Annotated in this window: 21 protein-coding genes; 7 read left to right on the forward strand and 14 right to left on the reverse strand. The window is 68.4% G+C overall.

The features are described 5' to 3' along the window. Positions 1–10 precede the first annotated feature (10 nt). Positions 11–616 (reverse strand): 2-hydroxychromene-2-carboxylate isomerase, encoded by a 606-nt coding sequence (locus Q7J39_RS20190; protein WP_304829747.1) that lies wholly within the window; start codon positions 614–616, stop codon positions 11–13. Continuing rightward, complete coding sequence (locus Q7J39_RS20195) at positions 616–1,374, reverse strand: SDR family NAD(P)-dependent oxidoreductase (protein WP_304829750.1); 759 nt, start codon at positions 1,372–1,374, stop codon at positions 616–618. The genes Q7J39_RS20190 and Q7J39_RS20195 overlap by 1 nt, the downstream gene beginning before the upstream one ends. A gap of 93 nt (positions 1,375–1,467) precedes the next feature. Between Q7J39_RS20195 and Q7J39_RS20200 the strand changes: the two genes are divergently transcribed. Continuing rightward, positions 1,468–1,920 carry a helix-turn-helix domain-containing protein gene (locus Q7J39_RS20200; protein ID WP_304829753.1) on the forward strand — a complete coding sequence of 151 codons (453 nt, stop codon included), beginning with the start codon at positions 1,468–1,470 and terminating at the stop codon, positions 1,918–1,920. On the opposite strand, the gene Q7J39_RS20205 is transcribed toward Q7J39_RS20200, so the two are convergent. Continuing rightward, a complete protein-coding gene (locus Q7J39_RS20205; RefSeq protein WP_304829756.1) occupies positions 1,917–2,588 on the reverse strand; it encodes a Crp/Fnr family transcriptional regulator in 672 nt (223 codons plus the stop codon). The two genes, Q7J39_RS20200 and Q7J39_RS20205, sit on opposite strands and share 4 nt — an antisense overlap. A gap of 70 nt (positions 2,589–2,658) precedes the next feature. Here Q7J39_RS20205 and Q7J39_RS20210 point away from each other — a divergent pair, with 70 nt between their 5' ends. Together Q7J39_RS20210 and Q7J39_RS20215 are read left to right on the forward strand one after the other, a co-directional pair. Next, positions 2,659–3,495: a TauD/TfdA family dioxygenase gene (locus tag Q7J39_RS20210; protein ID WP_304829759.1), complete on the forward strand. Its 837-nt coding sequence runs from the start codon at positions 2,659–2,661 to the stop codon at positions 3,493–3,495. A 155-nt stretch (positions 3,496–3,650) separates the two neighbouring features. Next, positions 3,651–4,205 carry a lipocalin family protein gene (locus Q7J39_RS20215; protein ID WP_304829762.1) on the forward strand — a complete coding sequence of 185 codons (555 nt, stop codon included), beginning with the start codon at positions 3,651–3,653 and terminating at the stop codon, positions 4,203–4,205. A gap of 19 nt (positions 4,206–4,224) precedes the next feature. On the opposite strand, the gene Q7J39_RS20220 is transcribed toward Q7J39_RS20215, so the two are convergent. The 4 genes from Q7J39_RS20220 to Q7J39_RS20235 form a co-directional block, all read right to left on the reverse strand. Beyond that, on the reverse strand, positions 4,225–6,090 hold the full coding sequence (locus tag Q7J39_RS20220) for an ABC transporter ATP-binding protein (protein ID WP_304829765.1): 1,866 nt from the start codon (positions 6,088–6,090) through the stop codon (positions 4,225–4,227). Beyond that, a complete protein-coding gene (locus Q7J39_RS20225) occupies positions 6,087–7,886 on the reverse strand; it encodes an ABC transporter ATP-binding protein (protein WP_304829768.1) in 1,800 nt (599 codons plus the stop codon). Before Q7J39_RS20225 ends, Q7J39_RS20220 begins: the two co-directional genes overlap by 4 nt. A gap of 248 nt (positions 7,887–8,134) precedes the next feature. Next, entirely contained in the window at positions 8,135–8,914 is a 780-nt protein-coding gene (locus Q7J39_RS20230) for a DUF1365 domain-containing protein (RefSeq protein ID WP_304829771.1), read from the reverse strand. Between the two features lie 2 nt (positions 8,915–8,916). Further along, positions 8,917–10,257, reverse strand: coding sequence for an NAD(P)/FAD-dependent oxidoreductase (locus Q7J39_RS20235; protein ID WP_304829774.1), 1,341 nt, complete (start codon positions 10,255–10,257; stop codon positions 8,917–8,919). 131 nt (positions 10,258–10,388) lie between these two features. Here Q7J39_RS20235 and Q7J39_RS20240 point away from each other — a divergent pair, with 131 nt between their 5' ends. Together Q7J39_RS20240 and Q7J39_RS20245 are read left to right on the forward strand one after the other, a co-directional pair. Then, the gene (locus Q7J39_RS20240; protein WP_304829777.1) at positions 10,389–11,417 is read left to right on the forward strand and encodes a cyclopropane-fatty-acyl-phospholipid synthase family protein; all 1,029 of its coding nucleotides are present in this window, start codon (positions 10,389–10,391) and stop codon (positions 11,415–11,417) included. Positions 11,418–11,429: 12 nt separating this feature from the next. After that, positions 11,430–11,834, forward strand: a complete 405-nt coding sequence (locus Q7J39_RS20245) for a DUF2177 family protein (protein ID WP_304829780.1) — start codon at positions 11,430–11,432, stop codon at positions 11,832–11,834. On the opposite strand, the gene Q7J39_RS20250 is transcribed toward Q7J39_RS20245, so the two are convergent. Both Q7J39_RS20250 and Q7J39_RS20255 read right to left on the reverse strand, forming a co-directional pair. Then, positions 11,831–13,498 (reverse strand): response regulator, encoded by a 1,668-nt coding sequence (locus Q7J39_RS20250; RefSeq protein WP_304829783.1) that lies wholly within the window; start codon positions 13,496–13,498, stop codon positions 11,831–11,833. The genes Q7J39_RS20245 and Q7J39_RS20250 overlap by 4 nt on opposite strands. After that, positions 13,495–14,994, reverse strand: coding sequence for an ATPase domain-containing protein (locus tag Q7J39_RS20255; RefSeq protein WP_304829786.1), 1,500 nt, complete (start codon positions 14,992–14,994; stop codon positions 13,495–13,497). Before Q7J39_RS20255 ends, Q7J39_RS20250 begins: the two co-directional genes overlap by 4 nt. A 399-nt stretch (positions 14,995–15,393) precedes the next feature. Between Q7J39_RS20255 and Q7J39_RS20260 the strand changes: the two genes are divergently transcribed. Continuing rightward, positions 15,394–16,917, forward strand: a complete 1,524-nt coding sequence (locus Q7J39_RS20260) for an AMP-binding protein (protein WP_304829788.1) — start codon at positions 15,394–15,396, stop codon at positions 16,915–16,917. Between the two features lie 240 nt (positions 16,918–17,157). After that, positions 17,158–18,321 (forward strand): DegT/DnrJ/EryC1/StrS aminotransferase family protein, encoded by a 1,164-nt coding sequence (locus Q7J39_RS20265; RefSeq protein ID WP_304829790.1) that lies wholly within the window; start codon positions 17,158–17,160, stop codon positions 18,319–18,321. Between the two features lie 48 nt (positions 18,322–18,369). Here Q7J39_RS20265 and Q7J39_RS20270 read toward each other — a convergent pair whose 3' ends face one another. The 5 genes from Q7J39_RS20270 to Q7J39_RS20290 all read right to left on the reverse strand — a co-directional run bounded on the left by Q7J39_RS20270 (position 18,370) and on the right by Q7J39_RS20290 (position 22,666). Continuing rightward, positions 18,370–19,272, reverse strand: coding sequence for a patatin-like phospholipase family protein (locus tag Q7J39_RS20270; RefSeq protein ID WP_304829793.1), 903 nt, complete (start codon positions 19,270–19,272; stop codon positions 18,370–18,372). A 213-nt stretch (positions 19,273–19,485) separates the two neighbouring features. After that, on the reverse strand, positions 19,486–20,343 hold the full coding sequence (locus Q7J39_RS20275; RefSeq protein ID WP_304829796.1) for a hypothetical protein: 858 nt from the start codon (positions 20,341–20,343) through the stop codon (positions 19,486–19,488). A gap of 27 nt (positions 20,344–20,370) precedes the next feature. After that, positions 20,371–20,832: a DUF1425 domain-containing protein gene (locus Q7J39_RS20280; RefSeq protein WP_304829799.1), complete on the reverse strand. Its 462-nt coding sequence runs from the start codon at positions 20,830–20,832 to the stop codon at positions 20,371–20,373. 17 nt (positions 20,833–20,849) lie between these two features. Then, entirely contained in the window at positions 20,850–22,016 is a 1,167-nt protein-coding gene (locus Q7J39_RS20285; protein ID WP_304829802.1) for a hypothetical protein, read from the reverse strand. Positions 22,017–22,024: 8 nt separating this feature from the next. Continuing rightward, positions 22,025–22,666, reverse strand: a complete 642-nt coding sequence (locus Q7J39_RS20290) for a hypothetical protein (RefSeq protein ID WP_304829805.1) — start codon at positions 22,664–22,666, stop codon at positions 22,025–22,027. Positions 22,667–22,718: the final 52 nt, after the last annotated feature.

Consider the following 22,718-nt stretch of genomic DNA (forward strand, 5'->3'; position numbering starts at 1 on the left):
AGAACTCCGATCAGGCCCGCGAAAGCTCCGCCTCGACGGCGTGCAGCCGGTCCTTGCCGAAGTACATCTCGCCGTCGACGAAGAAGGTCGGCACCCCGAAGGCGCCCCGGGCCACTGCGGCCTCGGTATTGGCCACCAACTCGGCCTTCACCTCCGGGTCCTGGGTCGCCTCCAGGATCGCGCGGGCGTCGAGGCCGGCCTTGGTGAGCACCCCGGCCACTACCTCCGGATCGTCCATCTTCAGTCCCTGCTCCCACATCGCCGAGACCACGGCCGCGAGATAGGCGTCGCCCACCCCCATCCGCCGCGCCGCCACCAGGCCGCGCATGATCAGCAGCGTGTTGACCGGGAAGTGCGGGTTGGAGCGATAGGCGGTGAGCTTGTGGGCGGCCACGAAGCGCCGGGTCTCCAGCCCCTCATATTCCAGCTTGCCCTTCACCCCGCCGAAGGCGGTCACCGGCGACTGGTTGCCCGTGGCCTTGAAGATGCCTCCCAGCAGGCAGGGGATCAGGTTGACCGTGGCGCCGTGCTTGGCCGCAATCCCGGGAAGGACCTTCCAGGACAGGTAGCCGTTGGGGCTGCCGAAATCGAAGATGAAGTCGATCGTCTTGCCCATCACCAGGTCTCCTTCCAGGGGCGCAGATCCAGTTCGTGGGTCCAGGCCGAGCGCTTCTGATTGTGCAGCCAGACATAGTTCGCGGCTATATCGTCGGGCTTGAGGATCTCGTCGCCGGCCAGCTTGGCCGCGACGGCCTCAGGGGAATTGTTGGTGCGGGTGAAGACCCCGTCGATGGCGCCGTCCACCACGATGTGGGCGACGTGGATCCCCGCCGGTCCCAGCTCGCGGCCGGCCGTCTGGGCCACCGAGCGGAGGGCCGCCTTGGCTGAGGCGAAGGCCGAATACATCTTGCCCCCGCGCAGGGAGGCGGTGGCCCCGGTGACCAGGATCGTGCCCCGGCCGCGCGGCGTCATCACCCGGGCCGCCTCGCGAATGCTGAGGAAGCCCGCGAAACAGGCCATCTCCCAGACCTTCTGGAACACCCGCGTGGTGGTCTCCAGAACCGTGAACCGCACATTCGCGCCGATGTTGAAGACCACCACCTCCAGGGGTCCGACCTCGGCCTCCACCTGATCGAACAGGGCCACCATCTCGGCCTCGTCGCGGGCGTCGACGCCGAAGGCGTGGGCCCTGCCGCCGGCCTTGCGGATGTCGTCCGCCAGGGCTTCGAGCTGATCGAGATTGCGGGCGCGGCGGGTGACGCAGACGGTCAGGCCCTCGGCGGCGAAGGCCTTGGCGATGGCGCCGCCGACCCCGTCCCCGGCGCCGATCACCAGGCACACTTTAGGCGCCGCGTGCAGTGGTTCTCCAGACATGGCCTCACCTAAGTTCAGTTTCTGGACGAACCATCGTATTGAATCTGGACCCAGTCAATGGGATAGTCGTGATGCAACGAAAAGGACCCGCCCGTGAAGTGGGAAGACCTCGCCGACCAGCCCTGCTCCATCGCCCGCTCGGTGGCGGTGATCGGCGACCGCTGGACCCTGATGATCCTGCGCGACGCCTTCCTCGGGGTGCGGCGGTTCGAGGCTTTCCAGACCCGTCTGGGCATCTCGCGGACCATCATCACCGAGCGGCTGAACCTGCTGGTGGACGAAGGCGTGCTGGCCAAGGTCCCCTATCAGGACCGTCCCGTCCGCCACGAGTATCGCCTGACGCCGAAGGGCCTGGACCTCTATCCCGTGGTGATGGCCATCGTGCATTGGGGCGACCGCCACTATGCCGGCGAGGCGGGCGCGCCCCTGCTGCACCGCCACAAGGCCTGCGGCTGCGACTTCCATCCGGTGATGACCTGCTCGGAATGCCACGCCCCGGTGGACGCCCGCGAGGTGGAGACGCGCGCCGGTCCGGGGGCCGGCTAGCTTTCGGCGATGCGCCGCAAGCCGCTCGCGTCACGCACCTCGATCTGGCCGTAGCCGAGGGTCAGCAGGCCGGCGCGCTGGAAGCCCAGCAGGTAGGCGTTCACGGTCTTGCGGCTGAGGCCCATCATCTCGGCCAGGGCCTGCTGGTTGATGCGCAGGGTCGGGCCTCCGGTGCGGGCCATGACGTCCAGGCGCGCGGCCAGCCGCTGGCGCGGCGGCAGGGCCACGGCCTCGGCGGCGATCATCAGGGCGCCGCGCAGCTGCAGATAGACCAGGGCCGCCACCGCCTGCCACAGCTCCGGCCGCTCCGCCGCGATCCGGGTCAGGGCATGGTCGGGGACCACCAGCAGCACGCTGGGCTCGACGCAGATCAGGGTCACCAGCCGCGGCCCGCCGCCGAACCGCAGGGTCTGGCCCAGGGCCACGCCGGGACCGGCCTGGCCAAACAGCACCTCGCGGCCGCCGGGCGCGGCGCACAGCATCTGGACCGCGCCGTCCACCACCAGGGTGATCCCGGTCTGCTCATCGCCCTCCGACTGCGCCCAGGCTCCGGCGGCCAGGTGGACGATACGGCCATGGGTCAGCAGGGCCTCGATCAGCGGTGGCCCATGCCCCTGCAGCCAGACCGACTTCCTCAGCAGTTCAGCGGCGCGCTCGCGAGGGCTCATTCTCAATTGTAACCCTGGTGACAAACTGAACCAAGCCCCCGGCCTAGGCTCTCCGCAACAGGAGCCCGCCATGACCCCCACCCTCGACCTCTCGATCCGCCCCACGGACGGCTGCGGCGCCCTGGTTCAGGGTATCGACTTGAACCGGGCCACAGACGCCGAGATCGACCTGATCCGGTCCACCGTCTTCGACCGCGGCGTGGCCTTCATCCACGGCCAGCAGATGACCCCCGAGCAGCAGATCGCCTTCGCCCGGCGGCTCGCCCCCATCGTCGTCAACCGCTACTTCCCCAAGACCGAGCGCTATCCCGAGATCGCCAAGGTCGAGAAGACGCCGGAGCAGCAGACCAACATCGGCGGCGGCTGGCACACCGACCACAGCTACGATGTCGCGCCGGCCATGGGCTCGGTGCTGCTGGCCATCGAGACCCCGCCCACCGGCGGCGACACCCTGTTCGCCGACATGTACGCCGCCTATGACGCGCTGTCCGACGGCCTGAAGGCGACGCTCGCCACCCTGAAGGCGCACCACGCCTCGGAGCACGTATTCGGGGAGAGCAGCGTCTACGCCATGACCGACCGCGCCGACCTGGCCGGAAACAAGGACGTGCCCGACGCCGTCCACCCGATGGTCATCACCCACCCCGGCAGCGGCAAGAAGGCGCTCTACGTCAATCCGGCCTTCACCACCGGCATCGTCGGCTGGACTCGCGAGGAGAGCCTGGCCCTGCTGGGCTACCTCTACCAGCACGCCGTCAAGCCGCAGTTCGTCCATCGCTTCCAATGGGCCAAGGGCTCGATGGCCATCTGGGACAACCGCTGCACCTGGCACCAGGCCTTGAACGATTATCCCGGCCAGTACCGCCTGATGCACCGCATCACGCTCGATGGTGGCCCGCTGAGCTAGGCGTCCCGGGAAGAGGCATGGTGTGCATCGGTCATTCCTCTCGAAGGGCCGCCGCCAAGTCCGCCGACATCTGCGCGCGCGCCTCCGCCCCCGCACGGGCATCCGCCCGCGCCCGGCCTGCGTAGACTCAGCACCAGCCTCATGGAGATCCCGAGATGCGCACGACCCTGATCGGCCTGATGACGGTGTCGGCCCTAATGGCCTGCGGCGCGCCGGCCCTGGCCCAGAGCCGCCCGACCACGCCGCCCACAGCAGGGCCGCTGAACCCCGACACATTCTATCGCGGGACCTGGTACGAGCAGGCGCGCACCCCCACCAGCCTCACGCGCGGTTGCGAGTACGCCACCACCGAGCATGGCCGCGACAGCCAGGGCCGGATCACGGTGCGAGACGCCTGTCGGCAGGACGGGCCCGAGGGCCGCGAGCGGGCCCTTTCCGGAATCGGCACGATCCTGGACCCCGGTCAGAACGCGGTGCTGGACGTCCGCTACCGCTTCGGTCCGTTCCGCCCGTCGCGCGAGTATCGGGTGATCGCCGCAGGGGCGCAGGGTGAGTGGTTCATCTCCTCGGAACCCGAGTTTGACAAGGTCTATGTCTTCACCCGGGCCGTCGCCCCGCCCCGGACCGAGGTCGAGGCGATGATCGGCCGGGTGCGCGCCCTGGGCTATGGCGGCGACATCGAGGTCCTGGCGACCCCGGGGCGCGACTGACCCTCGGGGAGAGGCCGCCTCAGGTCCGCGTCGCGAACTCGGAATCGCCGGTCACCGCCACCACCTGGTCGTCGAAGGAGGCGTGGGCCGAGGTGTAGAGGTGCGAGTACAGGCCGCCGGTCTTCATCAGTTCGTCGTGGCTGCCCTGTTCCTGGATGCGCCCCTGCTGCAGCACCACGATGCGGTCGGCGTCGCGGATGGTGGCCAGGCGGTGGGCGATGACCATGCAGGTGCGGCCGGCGAACAGCACCTTCAGCGCCTTCTGGATCGCCTGCTCGGTAAAGCTGTCGATATTGGCTGTGGCCTCGTCGAGGATCAGGATCTGCGGATTGGCCACCAGGGCGCGGGCGAAGCTGATCAGCTGGCGCTGGCCCATGGAGATGTTGCGGCCCCGCTGGCCCAGCTGCGTGTCGTAGCCGTCCGGCAACCGCATGATGAAGTCGTGCGCGCTGACCGACTTGGCCGCGGCGATCACATCGTCCTTGGTGGCGGTGAGCGTGTTGTAGCGGATGTTCTGCTCGATGGTGCCGGTGAACAGGAAGGGCTCCTGCAGCACCATGCCGATATTGGCGCCCAGGGAATCCAGGGTCACGTCGCGCACGTCGTGGCCGCCCACCAGGACCTGGCCCTGGTCCACCTCGTAGAAGCGGTGGGCGAGCGCGATGATGCTGGTCTTGCCTGAGCCGGTGGGACCCACCAGGGCCACGACCTCCTTGGGGCGCACCATCAGGCTGATGTCGTGCAGGATGGGACGCTTGGGGTCGTAGCCGAAGGTCACGTTGCGGAATTCCACGGTGGCCGGAACATCCTTCAGTTCGATGGCGCCCGGCTTGTCGGCGATGGTCACTGGCACGTCGATCACCTCGAAGATCCGGTGACCGGCGGCCATCGCTCTCTGCATGATGGTGTACTGCATCGACAGCATGCGGACCGGCTCGAAGAACCGCTGCACATAGAGGATGAAGGTCACCATCACGCCGACGTTCAGCGTGCCGCCCAGCACCGCGTTGCCGCCCACGATGATGACGATGGCCATGGCCAGGCCGGTGAGCACGTCCACGGTCGGGACCATGATCTGGGTCATCCAGGAGGCCCCCACCTGGGCGGTGAAGTTCTCCTGGGCCTTCTCCTTGTAGAGCTCGAAATTCAGTTGCTCGCGGCGGCTTTCCTGCACGGTGCGAATGCCGTTGATGTTTTCCGCCAGGGCCGAATTGGCGGTGGAGGACGCGTCGCGGGCGACCCGGAAACTCTTCTTGGAATAGGGCAGCCAGACCGCGCGGATGGCGATCAGGGCCGGCAAGACGGTCAGGGTCAGCAGGCCGAGCTTCAGGTCGGTGGTGAGCAGCACCACCGTGATGCCCAGCAGCATGACGAAGTCGCCGATCGCCCCGTTCATGTTCTCCAGGAACTCCTGGAGCGCGTTCACGTCGCCCTGCAGCCGGGCCATGATCCGGCCGACGTGGGTCTTGTCCATGAAGGACAGGGAGACGTCCTGGAAGTGGGCGAACATCTTGCGGCGGATGTCGAAGATCACCCGCTGGGCCAGGCGCGAGGACAGCCATTCGCCGATGAAGAAGAAGGTGGCGTAGGCGGCCGCCACGGCGGCGAAGACGATCAGGGTGCGGTCCAGCAGCGGCCCGTCCTTGGCCACCGCGGCGTTGACCGCCGCGCCGATCATCGCCGGCACCGCGACCTGCGTGGCCGCGGAGATCAGCACCGCCACCTGGGCGATGACCAGGGCGCGCTTGTGGGGCCCCAGGAAGGCCAGGAACCGGCGGGCGACCTTGACGTCGAAGGCCCCGAAGATGTCGTCCCCCTCCGACGAGCCGAGGGAGGCCCGGGGCGCGGTGCGCTTGGGCGCGGCGTTGGCGGCGGTGTCGGTCACGCGGGGGCCCCTTCCAAGGTCACGTCGTCGAGGGTGGCCGAGGCGTCGGACCGCGACTGCAGTTCATAGAGGTCGGCATAGACGCCGCCGGCCTTCAGCAGTTGGGCATGGGTCCCCCGCTCCACCACCCGCCCCTCGTCGAGGACGATGATCTGGTCGGCGTGCATCAGGGACGACAGGCGGTGGGCGATGATGATGGTGGCCTTGGTGCGGGTCGCCTCGGACAGCGCGTCGCGCACCCGGCGTTCGGTCACCGCGTCGATGGCCGCCGTCGAGTCGTCGAAGATCATCACCCCGGGGCCGGGCACCACGCCGCGGGCGATGCTCATCCGCTGCCGCTGACCGCCCGACAGCGCCACGCCTCGCTCGCCGACCCGGGTCTCGTAGTCGGCGGGCAGGCCGACGATGTGTTCGTGGATCTGGGCGGTCTTGGCGGCGCCGACGATACGCGCCTCCTCCGCCCACGGATCGGCATAGGCGACGTTGTGGCCGATGGAGCTGTCGAACAGGAAGGCCTCCTGCTGCACCAGGCCGACATACTCGCGCAGGGACGGCAGGGTCACGTCGCGGATGTCGACGCCGTCGATGGTGATGGCGCCGCCGGTGACCTCGTAGAAGCGCGGGATCAGGTTGGCGATGGTGGACTTGCCCGAGCCGGGCGGGCCGACGATGCCCAGGGTCTGGCCGGGCCCGACCTCGAAGTCGACGCCGCTGAGGATCTGCTTGCCCGGCACATAGCCGAAGTCGACGCTGTCGAAGCGCAGCACCCCCTTGGCCGGCGCCAGGGGCCTGGCGTCCGGCGCGTCGGCGATCTCCGGCTCCAGGTCCAGCACCTCGAAGACCCGCGCCCCTGAGGAGGTGGCCCGCGCCGCGGCGTTGAAGATCATGGCGATCTGGCGGATCGGGCCTTGCAGCAGGGTCATGTAGGTGAGGTAGGCCGTCAGGGTGCCGACGCTCATCGTGCCCGCCGCCACCTTGTGACCGCCGTACCAGAGGACGCCGGCCATGGAGGCGTTGAAGGTGACCTGCATCACCGCCACGGCCCGGAAGCGCAGGGTGATGCGGTTGTAGGAATAGGCCAGGGCGTCCACCGAGGCCTGGTCGAACTTGGCCATCTCGAAGGCCTTGCCGGCGAAGGCGCGGACCACGCGGATGCCCTGGAGGTTCTCCTCCATGGTCAGGGTCAGCTGCGCCATCAACTCCTGGAAGCGCAGCCAGGTGACCCGCAGCAGGAAGCCCATGCGGCCGAGCGCCAGGGCCGAGAAGGGCACGAACGCGAGGCCGATCAGCCCCAGGGTCTGGTCGATGGCCAGCATCTGCCACGAGGCGAAGACCAGCAGCAGGACGAGGGTCAGGATCGGCATCAGACCGCCCTGGATGAAGACCCGCGCGCCCTCCAGGTCGAGCATGCCGCGGGTCACCAGGTCGCCGGAGTGGATGCGGTCGTGGAAGCCGAAGGACAGTCGCTGGAGCTGCTGGAAGAACTGCAGGCGCAGGTCGTGGCCGACCTTCTGGCTGACCAGTTCGCCGAGATAGCCCGACCACATGGTCATGGCGCCGCGCACGATGGTGGCCCCGATCACCAGCCCGGCGGTGATCAGCAAGGCCTGGCGGGCCTGGTCGGCATGGTCGGCGCCTTGCAGCAGCAGGCCGTGCGCCTGGTCCACGGCGCGGCCCAGCAGGCGCGGCAGGGCCAGGCTGGCGAGCGCCGCGCCCAGCGAGGCGGCCATGGCCAGGGCCACCAACCACGGGTAGTTGAACGCCAGACCAACGATCCGCTGCAGTACGCGGGGCATAGTCTTCACATCGACCTGGATTGGCTCGGACGCAGCCGACGCCGCACCCCGCCGGGAGGGGTGTGAATCACTCATCTCAAATTTCCATCGTCTAGTATGGAAACATTCTGCGGCGCCCGTCCTGGGTGCGCCACACCTGTTTTGACGCAGACGGCGAATAGGCGGGGATCATTGCGTTGATGTGTCTACGCCGGGATTTGGCGGCATTATGACTCTTCCTTCCCCGCTGCGCAGGAGAGGAAAGGCGTCTAGGCGGCGCTGACCTGGGCGGCAGGAACCACCGTCACGGGCGCGCTCGGCGCCTTGGGACGGGGACGGAGTTTTTCGCCCTTGCGCCAGATCTTCAACGCTTCCCAGTGGATGGCGGCCATCACGCCGAGGGTCATCAAGGGGTGGCGGAGCCAGGCCCGCCAGATCGCGGCGTCGGTGAGCTCGGTCCGCAGGCCGGCGAAGTTGGCGGCCAGCAGGCGGCCCTGCGCGTCATGGACGTCGACGGTGATGGAGACGTCGTCGGCCGGAGGGCTGATGCGGAAGGCGTAGGCGAGGTCCATGTCCATGAACGGCGAGACATAGAAGGCCTTGGGCGCGCCCTGCTCGATGACGCCCTGGCCTTGGGTGGGGATCAGGTAGCTGTGCCGCTCGCCGAAGGTGTTGCTGACCTCGTAGAGGATGGCCGAAAGGGCGCCGTCGGGGCGATGGCAGAAGTAGACGCTAAGCGGATTGAACACGCCCCCCAGGATGCGGGGCATGCAAAGCAGGCGGACGGGACCGCCGTGGGGGATACCGGCGGCGGCCAGGTGGGCCTCGACCTGGGCCTTCAGCGGCGTGGCTGAACCGTCCAGGTGATCGCGCTGCGAGAAGCTGGTGAGCCGCAAGCGGTCCTGGCCAAACAGCTTCAGTCGGGCGTCCAGGGCCGGCAGTTCATCCAGGTCCAGCAGCAGCATGAAGATGGCGTAGCGCAGCCGGTGGCCGCGCGGCCGGAACCGCGTGTGGGTGGTGACTCCGGAATAGAGGCCGGAGACTGTCATGGTCAGGCGGCCTGCTCGGCGGGAGCGGGGGCGACGGCGTCCAGGTGGATGCGGCCGGACTCGTCGGCCACCGTCCAGGGACGGCGGACACCGCCCAGTTCCTCGGCGACGGCCAGGCCTGACTGCAGGGCGTCCTCGTGGAAGCCGTGGCCGAGATAGGAGCCGCAGAACCAGGTGCGCCGCACCCCCTGCAGCGACCAGATTTCCCGCTGGGCGGCGATCGCGCCGGCGTCGAACAATGGGTGCTCGTAGACGTCGGTATGGACGACGGCCTCGGGCGCGATCTCCTTGGTGGGATTGAGGGTCACGAAATAGTCGGTGGCGGTCTTCAGGCCCTGGAGCCGGGTCATCCAGTAGGTGACGCAGCCCTCGCCGGGCGTGGCGCGTTTGCCGATGTGGTTCCAGCTGGTCCAGGCGCTGCGGCGCTTGGGCATCAGGGCGGGGTCGGTGTGCAGGACCGTCAGGTTGCGGCTGTACTTGAAGGCGCCCAGCAGGCGCTGCTCCTCCGGCGTGGCGTCATCCAGCAGGCGAAGGGCCTGGTCGCCATGGGTGGCGATCACCACCTGGTCGAAGCGTTCGGCATGCCCCTGGGCGTCACGCAGCTCGACGCCCAGGGCGTCGCGGCGGATGGAGACCACGCGGGCGCCGGCGCGGACCTCGCCCTGGAAGGCGGCCGCCAGCTTGGCGACATAGCCCCGGCTGCCGCCGGTGACCGTGCGCCAGGCCCCACGGCCGAAAATCGTCATCATGCCGTGGTTCTGGAAGAAGCGGATCAGGGAGGCGGCCGGATAGTCGCGGATGGCGGCGAGCGGCGTGGACCAGATGGCGGCGGCCTGGGGGATCAGGTGATCGTCGCGGAAGGCCTGGCCGTAGCCCTTCTGCAACAGATAGTCGTCCAGCGAGGTGAGCGGCGCCTCCAGGCCCGCGAGGTCCTTGGGGCCGCTGCGGTAGAATCGGTTGACGTCGCGCAGCATCCGCCAGAACCGGGCCGAAAACAGGTTGCGCTTCTGGGCGAAGATCGCGCCGCTGGAATATTCGAAGGCCCCGTCGTCGAGGGAGACGCTCAGCGCCATGTCGGCGGGCTGGCTGGGGACCCCGAGGTGCTCCAGCAGGGCGGTGAAATTGGGGTAGTTGGGCGGGTTGTAGACGATGAAACCGGTGTCCACAGGCGTCACGCCCGCGGCGTCGCGCGCCTCCACGGTATTGGCGTGGCCGCCCAGCCGGCCATCGGCCTCGAACAGGGTGACGGCGTGCTTTTGCCCCAGCATCCAGGCGGCGGAGAGGCCGGCGATCCCGCCGCCGACGACGGCGATGCGGAGCGGCTTGTCGGGGCTGGGCGTCACGGGACCTCCTGGGGTTGGCACGGTGGAGGTACGCAAGGCGCATGTCCGTGGATGCAAACGCCGCATCCAGCGCGCGGCTGCATCCGTATCGGTGCTGAAGGCTTCTTTCGGGAGCCCGCAGAGGACCGCCCATGAGTCTCGTCGCCAACGCCATCCAAGCCTTCGAGGGCGCGCCCCTGCCCGACCTGGTGCGCCGCGCCGCGGTGGATTTCCTGGTGGCCAATGCGCGCCGCAACCTGGCCGACGCGCCGGCGGACGCGCCGGCCCGGTTCGCCCTGGAGATGGCGCAGCGGCCGATCGCCGAACACACCGGCGAGGCCAACGACCAGCACTATGAGCTGCCCGCCGCCTTCTTCGAGGCGGTGCTGGGCCCGCAGCTGAAATACTCCTGCTGCCTCTATGGCGAGGGGGCGGTCACCCTGGAGGAGGGCGAGGAAAAGGCGCTGGCCGAGACCGCCGCCCATGCCGACCTGAGGGACGGGCAACACATTCTGGAACTGGGCTGCGGCTGGGGGTCTCTGTCGCTGTGGATGGCGCGCAACCTGCCGCGCTCACGGGTGACCAGCGTGTCGAACTCAAAGAGCCAGGGCGAGTTCATCCGCGGGCGGGCGGCGGCCCTGGGCCTGACCAACCTGACGGTCATCACCGCCGACATGAATGACTTCCAGCCGCCGGCGGGCGGCTTTGACCGCATCGTCTCGGTGGAGATGTTCGAGCACATGGCCAACTGGCGCGGCCTGCTGACCCGGGCGAAGGATTGGCTGAAGCCGGACGGGGCGATGTTCATCCACGTCTTCACCCACAGGACCACGCCCTACCGGTTCGACGTGAACGACGAGGCCGACTGGATCGGCCAGCACTTCTTCACCGGCGGCGTCATGCCCAGCCACGACCTGATGGCGCAGTTCCCCGACCTGTTCACGGTGGAGGCCGACTGGCGTTGGAGCGGCGCCCACTACGAGACCACCGCCAACCAGTGGCTGGAGAACTACGACCGCAACGCCGCCATCATCCGGCCGGTGCTGCGGGCGGTCTATGGCGACCAGGCGGTGCTGTGGCGGCGGCGCTGGCGGCTGTTCTTCCTGGCCACCGCCGGCCTGTTCGGACATCGCGGCGGCGCCGAATGGGGCGTCAGCCACTACCGCCTGCGGCCGGCCTGAGGGAGCCCTGAGATGCTGAAATACACCATCGCCTACCTGGCCACCGGCCTGGTCTTCGCCGCCGTGGACGCCGTCTGGCTGATCTTCAGTAACGAGCGGCTCTATCGGCCGACCCTCAACCCGATCCTGGCCGATGACGTGAACCTGAAGGCCGCGGCGGTTTTCTACCTGGTCTATATCCTGGGGATCATGCTGCTGGCGGTGTCGCCGGCCACCTCCTGGACCAAGGCCATGACCACCGGGGCGATCGTGGGCGCCATGTGCTACGCCACCTACGACCTCACCAACCAGGCCACCCTGAAGGTCTGGGCCACCAAGATCACCGTGGCCGACATCCTGTGGGGGACCTTCGTCACCGCGCTGGCCGCCACCGCCGGCTATCACGCCCTCCGCTGGGCGAGCGCGAAGTTCAGCTAGAGCACGGCCCGCAGCTTGCTGGCCAGCTCATGGTCCCCGAAGGGCTTCTGGATCACGCCGGCCTCGCCCGCGTGGGCCAGGGCCTCGACATCGGCATAGCCGGTGACGAAGACAATGGGCAGGTCCGGCCGCCGAGCGCTGGCCTCGCGGGCCACCTCGGCGCCGTTCATGCCGGGCATGGCGAAGTCCAGCAGCATCAGGTCGATGTCCGGTCGCTGCTGCAGCGTCTCCAGGGCCGCGCCGCCGCTGCCGGCCTCCACCACGGCGTAGCCCAGCTCGTCGAGCATGCCGGCGGTGATCTCGCGCACCGCGCTGTCGTCGTCCACCAGCAGGACCACCGGGCGGCCATCGACCCCCAGCGGCGCCTCACGGGTCGCGGGGCGCGGGGCCTGGGCGTCGTCGCAGCGGGGCAGGTAGACCTTCACCGAGGTCCCCTCGCCCGGCGCGGTGTCGATCCGCACCCCGCCGCCGGACTGCTTGGCCAGACCAAACACCTGGGAAAGACCAAGCCCTGACCCCTTGCCCACCGCCTTGGTGGTGAAGAAGGGCTCGAACACCTTGGCCAGCACGTCGGGCGACATGCCAGAGCCGGTGTCGGAGACCGCCACCATCACATAGTCGCCGGGCGGCGGCTCCTCGGCGCGGCGCGGCGGGCCCAGGGTGGCGTTGGCGGTGCTGACGGTGAGGACGCCGCCGACCTCCATGGCGTCGCGGGCGTTGATGGCCAGGTTGAGGATCACCAGCTCGATCTGGGTCGGATCGATCATCGCCCCCCAGAGATCGGGATCCAGCTCGGTTTCGATGCGGGCGTGCGAGGCCATGGTGCTCTGCAGCAGGTCGCGCATGCTTTCCACGGTCTGGTTGAGGTTGACCAGCTGCGGCTCCAGCTTCTGGCGGCGCGAGAAGGCCAGCAGCTGGGCGGTGAGCTTGGCGCCCCGCTGGGCGGCCTGCTCCATCATGTCGAGGCGCCGACGGGTGATGGGATTGGTCTCGGCCTTGGCCAGCTGGCGGACATTGCCCAGCACCACGGTGAGCAGATTGTTGAAGTCGTGCGCGACGCCCGAGGTGAGCTGGCCGATGGCCTCCAGACGCTGGGCCTGGCGCAGGGCGGCCTCGACCTTCTCGCGCTCTTCGATCTGGCCCACCAGCTGGCGATTGGCGGCGGCCAGCTCGCCGGTGCGTTCCTCCACCCGGCGTTCAAGCTGCTGCTCGGCCTCGCGGATCTCGTCGATGCGCTGGCGGGCCTCGTACTGACGGCGCCGGGCCCGCAAGGCGGTTCGGGCCACGCTCACCAGGCTGGTGGGATGGAACGGCCGCTCCAGGAAGATGACATTGCCCAGGGTCTCGGTGAGACGGAAGGCCTGGGGATTGCGCTCCAGTCCGCCGCCGCGCTCGGTGAGCAGGAGGAACGGAAAGTCCGACCAGGGCGGCTGCTCGAGGACCCACCGCGACAGGCAGCCGATGTCGACATTGAGCAGGGCGTTGTCAGCCAGCAGGGCGAAGCCCGCCCCCTCCGCCAATTCGCCGCACAGGGCCTCGACGCTGCCGCAGGCGCGGCTCTGGATGCCCGCCTCCCCCAGCAGGCTGGCGGCGATCTGGGCGTCGCGACCGGCCGGCGTCAGGATGAGGGCGGTCTCTTCGCGCAGGGCGGCGAGACTGGTCATACCCGTTCTTCCAGCAGCGACTCCGAATGGCCCACATAGACCGGCACCCCGCGCAGCACGCCCTGGAAACCCTCCAGCGGCCCGCCGACGGTGAGCCCTCGATGGTCGATCTGGTACTCGCGGATGGTGTCCTCGTGGGCGCCCGTGCGCTTCTTGATCACCGAGAGCGCCCGGCGGACCCGGCCCGAGGCCTCGAAGTAGCGCATGAGGATCACGGTGTCGGCCAGGTAGGTGACATCCACCGGCGCCTTCATGTCCCCCACCAGGCCGTGCTGCGCGACGGTGAGGAAGGTGGTGGCGCCGCGGCGGTTCAGGAAGGTCAGCAGTTCGTGCATGTGCAGCACCAGGAACTGCTCCTCGGGCATCGCGGCCTGGTATCCGTTAAGGCTGTCGATGACGATGGTCTGGAGGTTCTGGGTCTCCACGCATTCGCGGACCTTGTGGGTGAACTCGCCGGGCGCCAGCTCGGCGGCGTCCACCTGTTCGATCAGCAGGGCGCCCGACGCGCGCAGGGCCTCAAGGTCGATCCCCAGCCCCTTGGCGCGGGCGAACAGCAGGCCGAGCTCCTCGTCGAAGATGAACATGGCCGCCTTCTCGCCGCGCTTGATGGCGGCCACCACGAACTCCATCACCACCAGAGACTTGCCGGCGCCGGCCGGGCCAAGCACCAGGGTCGAGGAGCCGCGCGCCACGCCGCCGCCCAGCAGGGCGTCGAGCTGGGTGACGCCGCTGGCCAGGGCCTCTCGCTTGAAGTCGACGCGGTGCTCCGATGCGACCAGGCGCGGGAAGACGTCCAGGCCGCCATGGCGGATCATGAAATCGTGGAAGCCGCCCCGGAACTGCTGACCCCGGTACTTCACCACCCGCAGACGGCGACGTTCGGCGCCGTAGACAGGTGCCAGCTCCTCCAGCCGGATCACCGCATGGGCGACACTGTGGACAGTCTTGTCATTGGCGTCGGTGGTCATGTCGTCGAGCATCAGCACCGTGGCGCCGTGCTTGGCGAAGTAGTGCTTGAGCGCCAGGATCTGGCGGCGATAGCGCAGGGAGCCGCCGGCCAGCAGGCGGATTTCCGACAGGCTGTCGATCACCACCCGCGTCGGCCTGACCTTCTCGATCGACTCGAAGATCAGCCGGGTAGTCTCCCCCAACTCCAGGTCGGAGGAATAGAGCAAACTCTGCTGCTGCTGCTCGTCCAGCAGATTCTCCGGCGGGATCAGCTCGAAGATCGTCACCAGATCGGGCAGGGTCCAACCATGGGAGGCGGCGGTGGCGAGCAGTTCGTCCCCCGTCTCCGACAGGGTGATGTAGAGCCCCGGCTCGCCCTCGGCGGCGCCGGCCATCAGGAACTGCATGGCCGCCGTGGTCTTGCCGGTCCCGGGCGCGCCTTCCATCAGGTAGACACGGTTGCGCGCCAGGCCGCCCCGCAGGATGTCGTCGAGGCCCTTGATGCCGGTGCTCGCAAGCTCCGCCGGAAATTTGGTCTGAACAGTCAAGCGCCTACTCGCGTGGTTCCAAGGGAGACGATCCTATCGGCGCGTGTCGCCACGCACCGTCGTCGACAGCACACAACGGCCAAGTTGGCTTTGGGCTCCCCGGCGCGGCCGCCAACGCCGTTCCCAGGCCCGGGTTCCGCATCCGGTCGGCGGCCGGATTTCCGGAGACATTGTCGGGCGCGGCAAGCCGTGTGATGGTGGGTTTCCGGAACGGAACGGTCACGCGTGGGCATATTGCGCTCACGGTTTCCGACAAGACGCCGCGCCGGGACCTACAAAATTGATTGCACCGCGTGAAAGCCGCTGCCGGCCACCGGGCGACGGGAGGAATTTGAGATGGAAGATTTTAAAACACGCGAGGAATTTATCGCGGCTCTGGATGAATCAGCCAACCACGGCATGACCGTAGCCTTCTGGGCCGATCAGGCGCCCGACCGCACCGCGGTGGTGGACCCCTCGGGCCGAGAAAAGACCTTCGCCGAGGTCAATGCCAACGCCAACAAGCTGGTGCGCACCCTGCGCAAGGCGGGCCTGAAGGCCGGCGACAGCCTGGCCCTGCTTTGCTCCAACCGCGCCGAATTCATCGAGGCCCTGGCGGCCACCCAGCGCAGCGGCCTGCGCATCACCCCGGTGAATTGGCACCTGACGGTCGACGAGATCGCCTACATCATCAAGGATTGCGAGGCCAAGGCCCTGGTGGCCGAGTCCCGCGTGGCCGCCGCCGCGTCCGCCGCCGCCGAATGCCCCGACCTGCTGATCAAGCTGTCGGTGGGCGGCGATATCGAAGGCTTCCTCAACTACGACGCCACCCTGGCGGCGGAGGATGGTTCGGACATCCCCGACCCGGTCCGCGGCAACCAGATGATGTACACCTCCGGCACCACCGGTCGGCCCAAGGGCGTGCACCGGGCCCAGCCGCCGGTGATCCCGCCCAGCTCCCTGGCCCTGCGCGGCTACGCCCCGGAGACCTCGGTGCAGTTGTGCGCCGGCCCAGCCTACCACGCCGCCCCCCTGGCCTTCGACGTCAACGCCTCGATGAACGCCGGGATTCCGCTGCACTTCATCGACAAGTGGGATTCCGAGCACGTCCTGAAGACCATCTCGGAGAAGAAGGTCACCCACCTGCACCTGGTGCCGATCATGTTCCAGCGTCTGCTGGCCCTGCCGCCTGAGGTGAAAGCCAAGCACGACGTCAGTCACGTGCAGTATGTGGTCCACGGCGCGGCCCCCTGCCCGCCCGAGGTCAAGCACGCCATGATCGAGTGGTTCGGCCCGGTGCTCAGCGAGTACTATGCCGGCTCCGAGGGCGGCGCGGGCTTCGCCATCACCTCCGAGGAGTGGCTGAAGAAGCCCGGCAGCGTCGGCAAGCGCCCGCAGATGCTGCAGGTCCGCATCCTCGACGAGGAAGGCAATGAGCTGCCGGCCGGCGTGCCCGGCGGCATCTATCACCAGCTCCCGCCCGGCGGCGGCTTCACCTATTTCAAGGACGAGGCCAAGACCAACGCCAACCGGCGCGACGGCTTCTTCACCATGGGCGACGTCGGCTATTTCGATGAGGACGACTACCTGTTCCTCACCGGCCGCAACGCCGAGACCATCATCTCGGGCGGGGTCAACATCTACCCGCAGGAAATCGACAACGAGCTGATCAAGCACGAAGCGGTGGCCGACTCGTCCACCGTCGGCATCCCCCACGATGAGTGGGGCGAGCAGGTCCGCGCCGTGATCATGCTGAAGCCGGGCTACGAGCCGTCGGACAAGCTGGCCCAGGAGATCCTGGACTTCGGTCGCCAGACCCTGGCCGCCTACAAGGTGCCCCGCGGCCTGGACTTCGTCACCGAACTGCCGCGCTCCGAAGCCGGCAAGATCCAGCGCAACAAGGTCCGCGCCCCCTACTGGGAAGGCCGCGCCCGGCAGATCTAGGGGATTGTCACCCCCTCTCCCACTTGTGGGAGAGGGTAGGGTGAGGGTTCTTTCTGAGCTTCCGTTGCCGCTCGGAGGCTGAGACGCGCAGCCCGCTGCGCGTCTCCCCCACCCTTCCCTCTCCCCCTGAAGGGGGCGAGGGTTAGGTCTCCCCGCAATTTTTCGACAACAAGCGTGTTTGGCTTGGCTAGACTCGCCGTGTCATGAAGCGCGCCGCTTCGTGACCCGGGACTCCGACCCATGCCGATTCCGTTCATTGACCTCCAGGCCCAGCGGTCCCGTCTCGGCCAGCCGCTGGAGGATGCGATCCTCAAGGTGGTGCGCTCAGGCGCCTACATCATGGGCCCCGAGATCGCCCAGGTGGAAAAGGAGCTGGGCGAATTCGGCCAGGCGCCCTTCGTGCTGTCCTGTGGGTCAGGCACCGAGGCGATCCAGCTGCCGCTGATGGCCTGGGGCATTGGCCCCGGCGACGCGGTCTTCTGCCCCTCCTTCACCTTCGCGGCCACCGCCGAGGTCATGCCCCTGGTGGGCGCCTCGCCGGTGTTCGTCGACGTCCTGCCCGACACCTACAACCTCGATCCCGTCAAGCTGGACGCCGCCATCGAGGCCATCAAGGCCGAGGGCAAGCTGACCCCGCGCGCGGTGATCGCGGTGGATCTGTTCGGCCAGCCCGCCGACTATCCGGCCATCAGCGCTGTCGCCAAGAAGCACGGCCTGAAGCTGATCGCCGACTCCGCCCAGGGCTTCGGCTGCACGCTGAATGGCCAGCACCCGATCGCCTGGGCCGACGTCACCACCACCAGCTTCTTCCCGGCCAAGCCCCTGGGCTGCTACGGCGACGGCGGGGCGGTGCTGTGCAAGGACGAGCGGCTGCACGACCTGCTGGTCTCCCTGCGGGTCCACGGCCAGGCGGTGAAGTCCGACATCGCCGGCAAGACCTTCGACCACGACCCCAAGTACCTGAACATGCGGATCGGCATGAACAGCCGGATGGACACCATCCAGGCTGCGGTGCTGTTGCAGAAGCTGACCATCTTCGCCGACGAGATCGCCGCTCGGAACCGGGTGGCCGACCGCTATGGCGCGGGGCTGTCCGACGTGGTGCGCACGCCTAAGGTGATCGAAGGCGGGGTCAGCGTCTGGGCGCAGTACACCATCGAAACCGAGGACCGCGACGGCCTCGCGGCCCACCTGAAGGCCGCCGAGATTCCCAGCGCCGTCTACTACCCAATCCCGATCCATCGCCAGGAGATCTATTCCCGCTACCCCGCGCCCGGCGGCCTGCCGGTCACCGACGCGGCGGCGGAAAAGGTGATGAGCCTGCCCATGCACCCCTACCTGACCGCCGACCACCAGGACCAGGTGATCGCCGCGATCCGGGCCTTCGTGAAGCGGAACGGGTAGCAAGCAGCCACGACCCTTTTCCTCCCCCATTCATGGGGGAGGAAAAGGTTACCCAGCCCAGGCCGCCTTCAGCTCCGCCGCCTGGGCCAACCCCTGCGCCAGGCCGGCCCGCGCGGCATTAGCGCGTTTGCGGAAGTCCATCAGGTTGAGGCCCATGGCCGCCTGGCTGCCCGCATCGGGGCCAATCAGCACCACCTTGCCGCCATCCTTGCGCAGCACGTCGAGTTCGGCCTCGACACGGGCGGCCGTGGCCTGGGCCGCAGCTCCGGCGGTGGCCCCGCCGCGCACCTGGACCACGACGACAAGGTCGTAGCCCGTCGCCTGGTCGGCATTAAGGGTGGAGCGCATGCCGCCGTCGATGTAGCGGCGGCCCTCCAGGGTGACCGGGGGATAGACGCCGGGCACGGCGCAGGACGAGGCCACCGCGCGGGTGACGCCAACGCCGGAGTCCTTGGTCCACATACGGAACTCACCGGTGATCGCATCGACCGCCGAGCAGGCGTAGCCGCGCTCGGGCCAGGCGTCGTCTGGCAGGCCCGCGAAGGACCGGCCGAAGCTCTGGATGAAGGTGTCCTCGTCCGGGGTTTGGGCGGCCAAGGCGAAGGCGCCGATCTCGGCGCGGACCTCCTGCGGATCCCGGACGCCGCCTTGCGCCTCGGCCATCATCTTCACCAGGACCGAGAGGTCGGCCGCGGGCGCGCTCGAGGCCGGTTTGGCCTGTCCTTCGGGACGCGGCGCCGGTGGGGGTTCGGCCAGGATCGGGTCGGCCAGGGTGGCGGCGTCGGCCCCCAGGGCCAGGCGCGCGCCCACGAAGGACCCCGCCGAGGTTCCCATGATGAAATCGGCCTTGCCGAGATCAACTCCGCCCTGGGCCAGCCCCTGGATCAGTCCCGACTCCCAGGCGATGCCCACCGGCCCGCCGCCGCCCAGCACCAAGGCTTTCGTGGTCATGGTGGTCCCTTCCCTGCACGCTCTCGTTGGAGACAGGGTCGGACGGGGCAATGGCGATGTCCATCAAAAGGTCGACAGGCGTGGCCGCCGGGGGGTGGCCACGCCTGTCTGGAGATCCGGCCGGTAACTCCCCCAAGCCCAGCCGTTCCGTCCCGCCCGAAGGAAAGACGACGGGCCATCTCCAGGCCCTTTCCGTGCGCCAGAGCCTGGGCCCTAGCGAAGCTTGGTCATCGTGTCGTAGGCCACCTGGGCGCCGATCAGCTGCGGGGTCTGGCGGCTAGGGCCGCTGCGCTTCTCGAAGCCCGCCCCGTTCACCGCCACCCACTTGGCCTCGCCCTTCGGCGGATTTCCGGAGGTGGTGAACTGGGCCCGCACCGTGGAGGTGGGCAGGTGGGTGACCTTGACCGTGAAGGTGACCCCGGTGGGCGACGAGGCGTCATCGTCGGGCAGGATCTCGATCAGGTACTGGATGCCCTGGCCCATGGCCAAGGTCTCCAGGTACTGGATGTCCATCCGGTCCTCGCGGGACTGCTTGGCCGAGACCTTGCGGATCACCGCCTCGCGATCGACGATCCGGGCGCCCGCCGACAGGAAGGTGTTGAGGATCGAGCTCTCGACGCTGCGGGTGAAGTTGTTGCTGCGGAAGCCGTAGCTCGAGTCGGTCATCCGCTCCTGGTACTGGCGGCTTTCGCTGGCCGAGGCCGCCATGCCGCTGGAGGCGCTGGCCGCCCAGCCCCGGCCGCGCACGGCGGCGCCCTGGCCGACCGCGATCCCGGCCGAGCTGGTGGTCTGGACGCTGTCGTACTGGCTGGTGGCGTCCTCGATCAGCTGGCGGTTCCAGAACATCAGCATGGTGGGCCGCCCGGCGCCGGCGTACCAGCGCGCGAAGCTCGACGAGGACGTGTAGTTGCCGGCGTCCGGATTGGCGCTGGGCGGCGGGGTGTTCACGTCGGGCATGCCCTCGCGATAGGTCACCGCCGGCGCCTGGGGCCGGTACGGCTGGGCCATGGCGGGGCCGGCGACCAGGAGGGCCGTCAGCGCCGTGGCGAAGAGCTTGGTTTGGTTCGACATCGAACCCTCCTGAGTCTTGAGACGCGCTTAGTCGGCGCCGCGGATTTCGACGTAGTACTGGGCCGAGTTCAGGCGGGCCGAGTTCTGCTCGAAGGTCACCATGGCGTTGGGCTGGACGAAGAGGCTGGTCCAGGCCTGGGCGCCGTCGGTGGGCACGCCGTTCTGGTCGTACCAGCTGGCGCGCACCTGCAGCGGCAGGGCGACATTGGTCTTGTTGCGGATCTGGACGGTGATCTTCTTGAAGCCCGTGGGGCCGGTGGAGACGTAGGCGCCCTCGGTGTCCAGCAGGCTGTCGACCTTGAACTTGCGGCCGACGTACTTGGCGAGCGTGTTGTCGATCACCCGGACCGAGTTCAGCTCAGGACGGATGTTGTTCTGCTGGTCGATGCGGACGCCACCCTCGGGCGGGGTGGTTTCGCAGGCGGCCAGGCCCAAGCCGAGCACGGCGGTGGCGGCGACAATGGTCAGGTGTTTGCGGAAGGAGGTCATGGGATTTCCGTTCTCTTTTAGTGGGCGCGCACGAGGCACAGCTGTTTGCGGTTGGCGTCGGTGGCGCAGGTGACGGGCTTTTCGGCCACCGGGACGCCGGCCTTGAGGAAGTTGGCGGTGAGGTTCAGGCTCCTGCCGCCGGCCCCCATCGTCAGGACGTGGACGGTGTCGGGCAGGGAGCTCCAGGTGCGGACGTCGGCCTGGGGCTTGGAGCTGGAGGAGACGATCAGGAGCACCCCGGACAGCACGCCGACAGCGGCGACGGCGTCGCCGTATTGGCCCCCCGCGCTGAATGCGCCGTTGTTCTCCGACAGCGCCACCGTGGTGTCGGACAGGAAGCTGCCGATGCCCCCGGTAGTGGCCTTGAACTGGGCCTTGCCGGCCAGGATCTTGTCGATCTCCCGGCCGCCGCGGGTGGAGGCCTGATAGAAGATATCCTCCATCGGATAGGCCTGCATGGGGGCCGCGCCGTTCATCACCTGGACCTGGTTTTCCAGGATCGGCTTGCCGCGCCGGTAGACGAAGAAGGAGTGGCTGGCGCCGTCTCCCAGCTTGCGCGGGGCCATGCCGGTTTCCACCAGCACCAGGGTGTCGTCCTTCTCGCCGATGCCGCCATAGGTGGGGCGCAGCTTCTTGAGCTGGACCATGGTCTCGTCGCGCAGGTCGGTGTCGCCGTTGAGATGGCTGGCCCAGGCGTCGAGGAACAGCAGCAGGGCGAAGTCGGACCGATTCTGGTCCTCCTCGGCGAAGGCGTCCTGCATCAGGCCGCGCCGGAAGGCGGCCCGGGCATTCTCATAGTCAGCGTCGTGCAGGTAGATCAGGCCACGGTACAGGAACACCATGGCCCGCTCGTAGGGCTCGCCTTTGAAGTCCTTGGAGCCTTCGTCGTACCAGAGCTTGCGGGCCTTGGCGGCGTTGGCGTTGTCGGCGAACACCGAGTCGACGCGCAGGATGGCGTCGTCCAGGGCCGGCTTTGCGGTGGCGTAGTCGGCGCGCCAGAAGGCCCGGGCGCCGATCTCCATCTGGTTCAGGACCCGATTGGTGGGCAGGTCGCTGGCCAGGCGGTCGACGAAGATTTCCGGTCCCGCGTCATAGGGAACGGGCGGCAGGAGAGGCGGCGGCTTGGCCTGGGCCGAGCCGAAGGCGGCGACCGCAAGCGCCCCTGAAAGGGCTGCGAGTTTCATCGTCGGACCTAGCGGTAGACGACGTCGTCGCGGTTCTCTTTCTTGAACTCGTACAGGTTCGACCAGATGATTTCGCCGTACTCCATGTCGAGCAGCTCGAAGGTGTACTGGCTGAACCGCGAGGTCGTGCCCGTGCGGGTGTCGATGGCGTCCCGGGTGCCGATGCGGCCCACCAGGCGGTAGTCGGCGCCGGCCTGGGCCCGCGTGCGGCCCGTGGTGCCGACGTCCACCTTGCCGGCGTCCTTCAGGGCGCGTTCTTCCTCCACCGCCCCGGCGTATTCGCGGCCGATGAAGCGCATGCGGCCGCCGGCGGCGCGCAGCAGGTTGACCCGGATGCGGTCGGTGATCAGGGCCTTGTCGATGATCTCGGAGCTCTCGTTCCGGAAGAACTTCGGGTCGACGATGATCCGCGGCGGGGTCGGGCGATTCATCAGTTCCGGCACGTTCAGCAGATCGCGGAACATGGCGTCGGCCATGGAGACGATGTCCTGGCTCTCGGTGCCCACGCCCCGCACCCCGTCGGAGGTGGTGGTGTCGCGATAGACCGTCGCCGAGCCCTGCGGCTTCAGCTTCGGCGCGGCCAGGGCCGGTCCGGCGGCCGCGAAGCCGAGGGCGGCCAGCAGGCCGATGGTGGTGGTTTGAATGCGCATGATCGCCCCCTTGGCGTGGACGGCCCTTGGGGTGGCCGCCTGAAATTTCAGA

Source organism: Phenylobacterium sp., from assembly GCF_030651185.1.
In the GTDB taxonomy this organism is placed as follows: Bacteria; Pseudomonadota; Alphaproteobacteria; order Caulobacterales; family Caulobacteraceae; genus Phenylobacterium.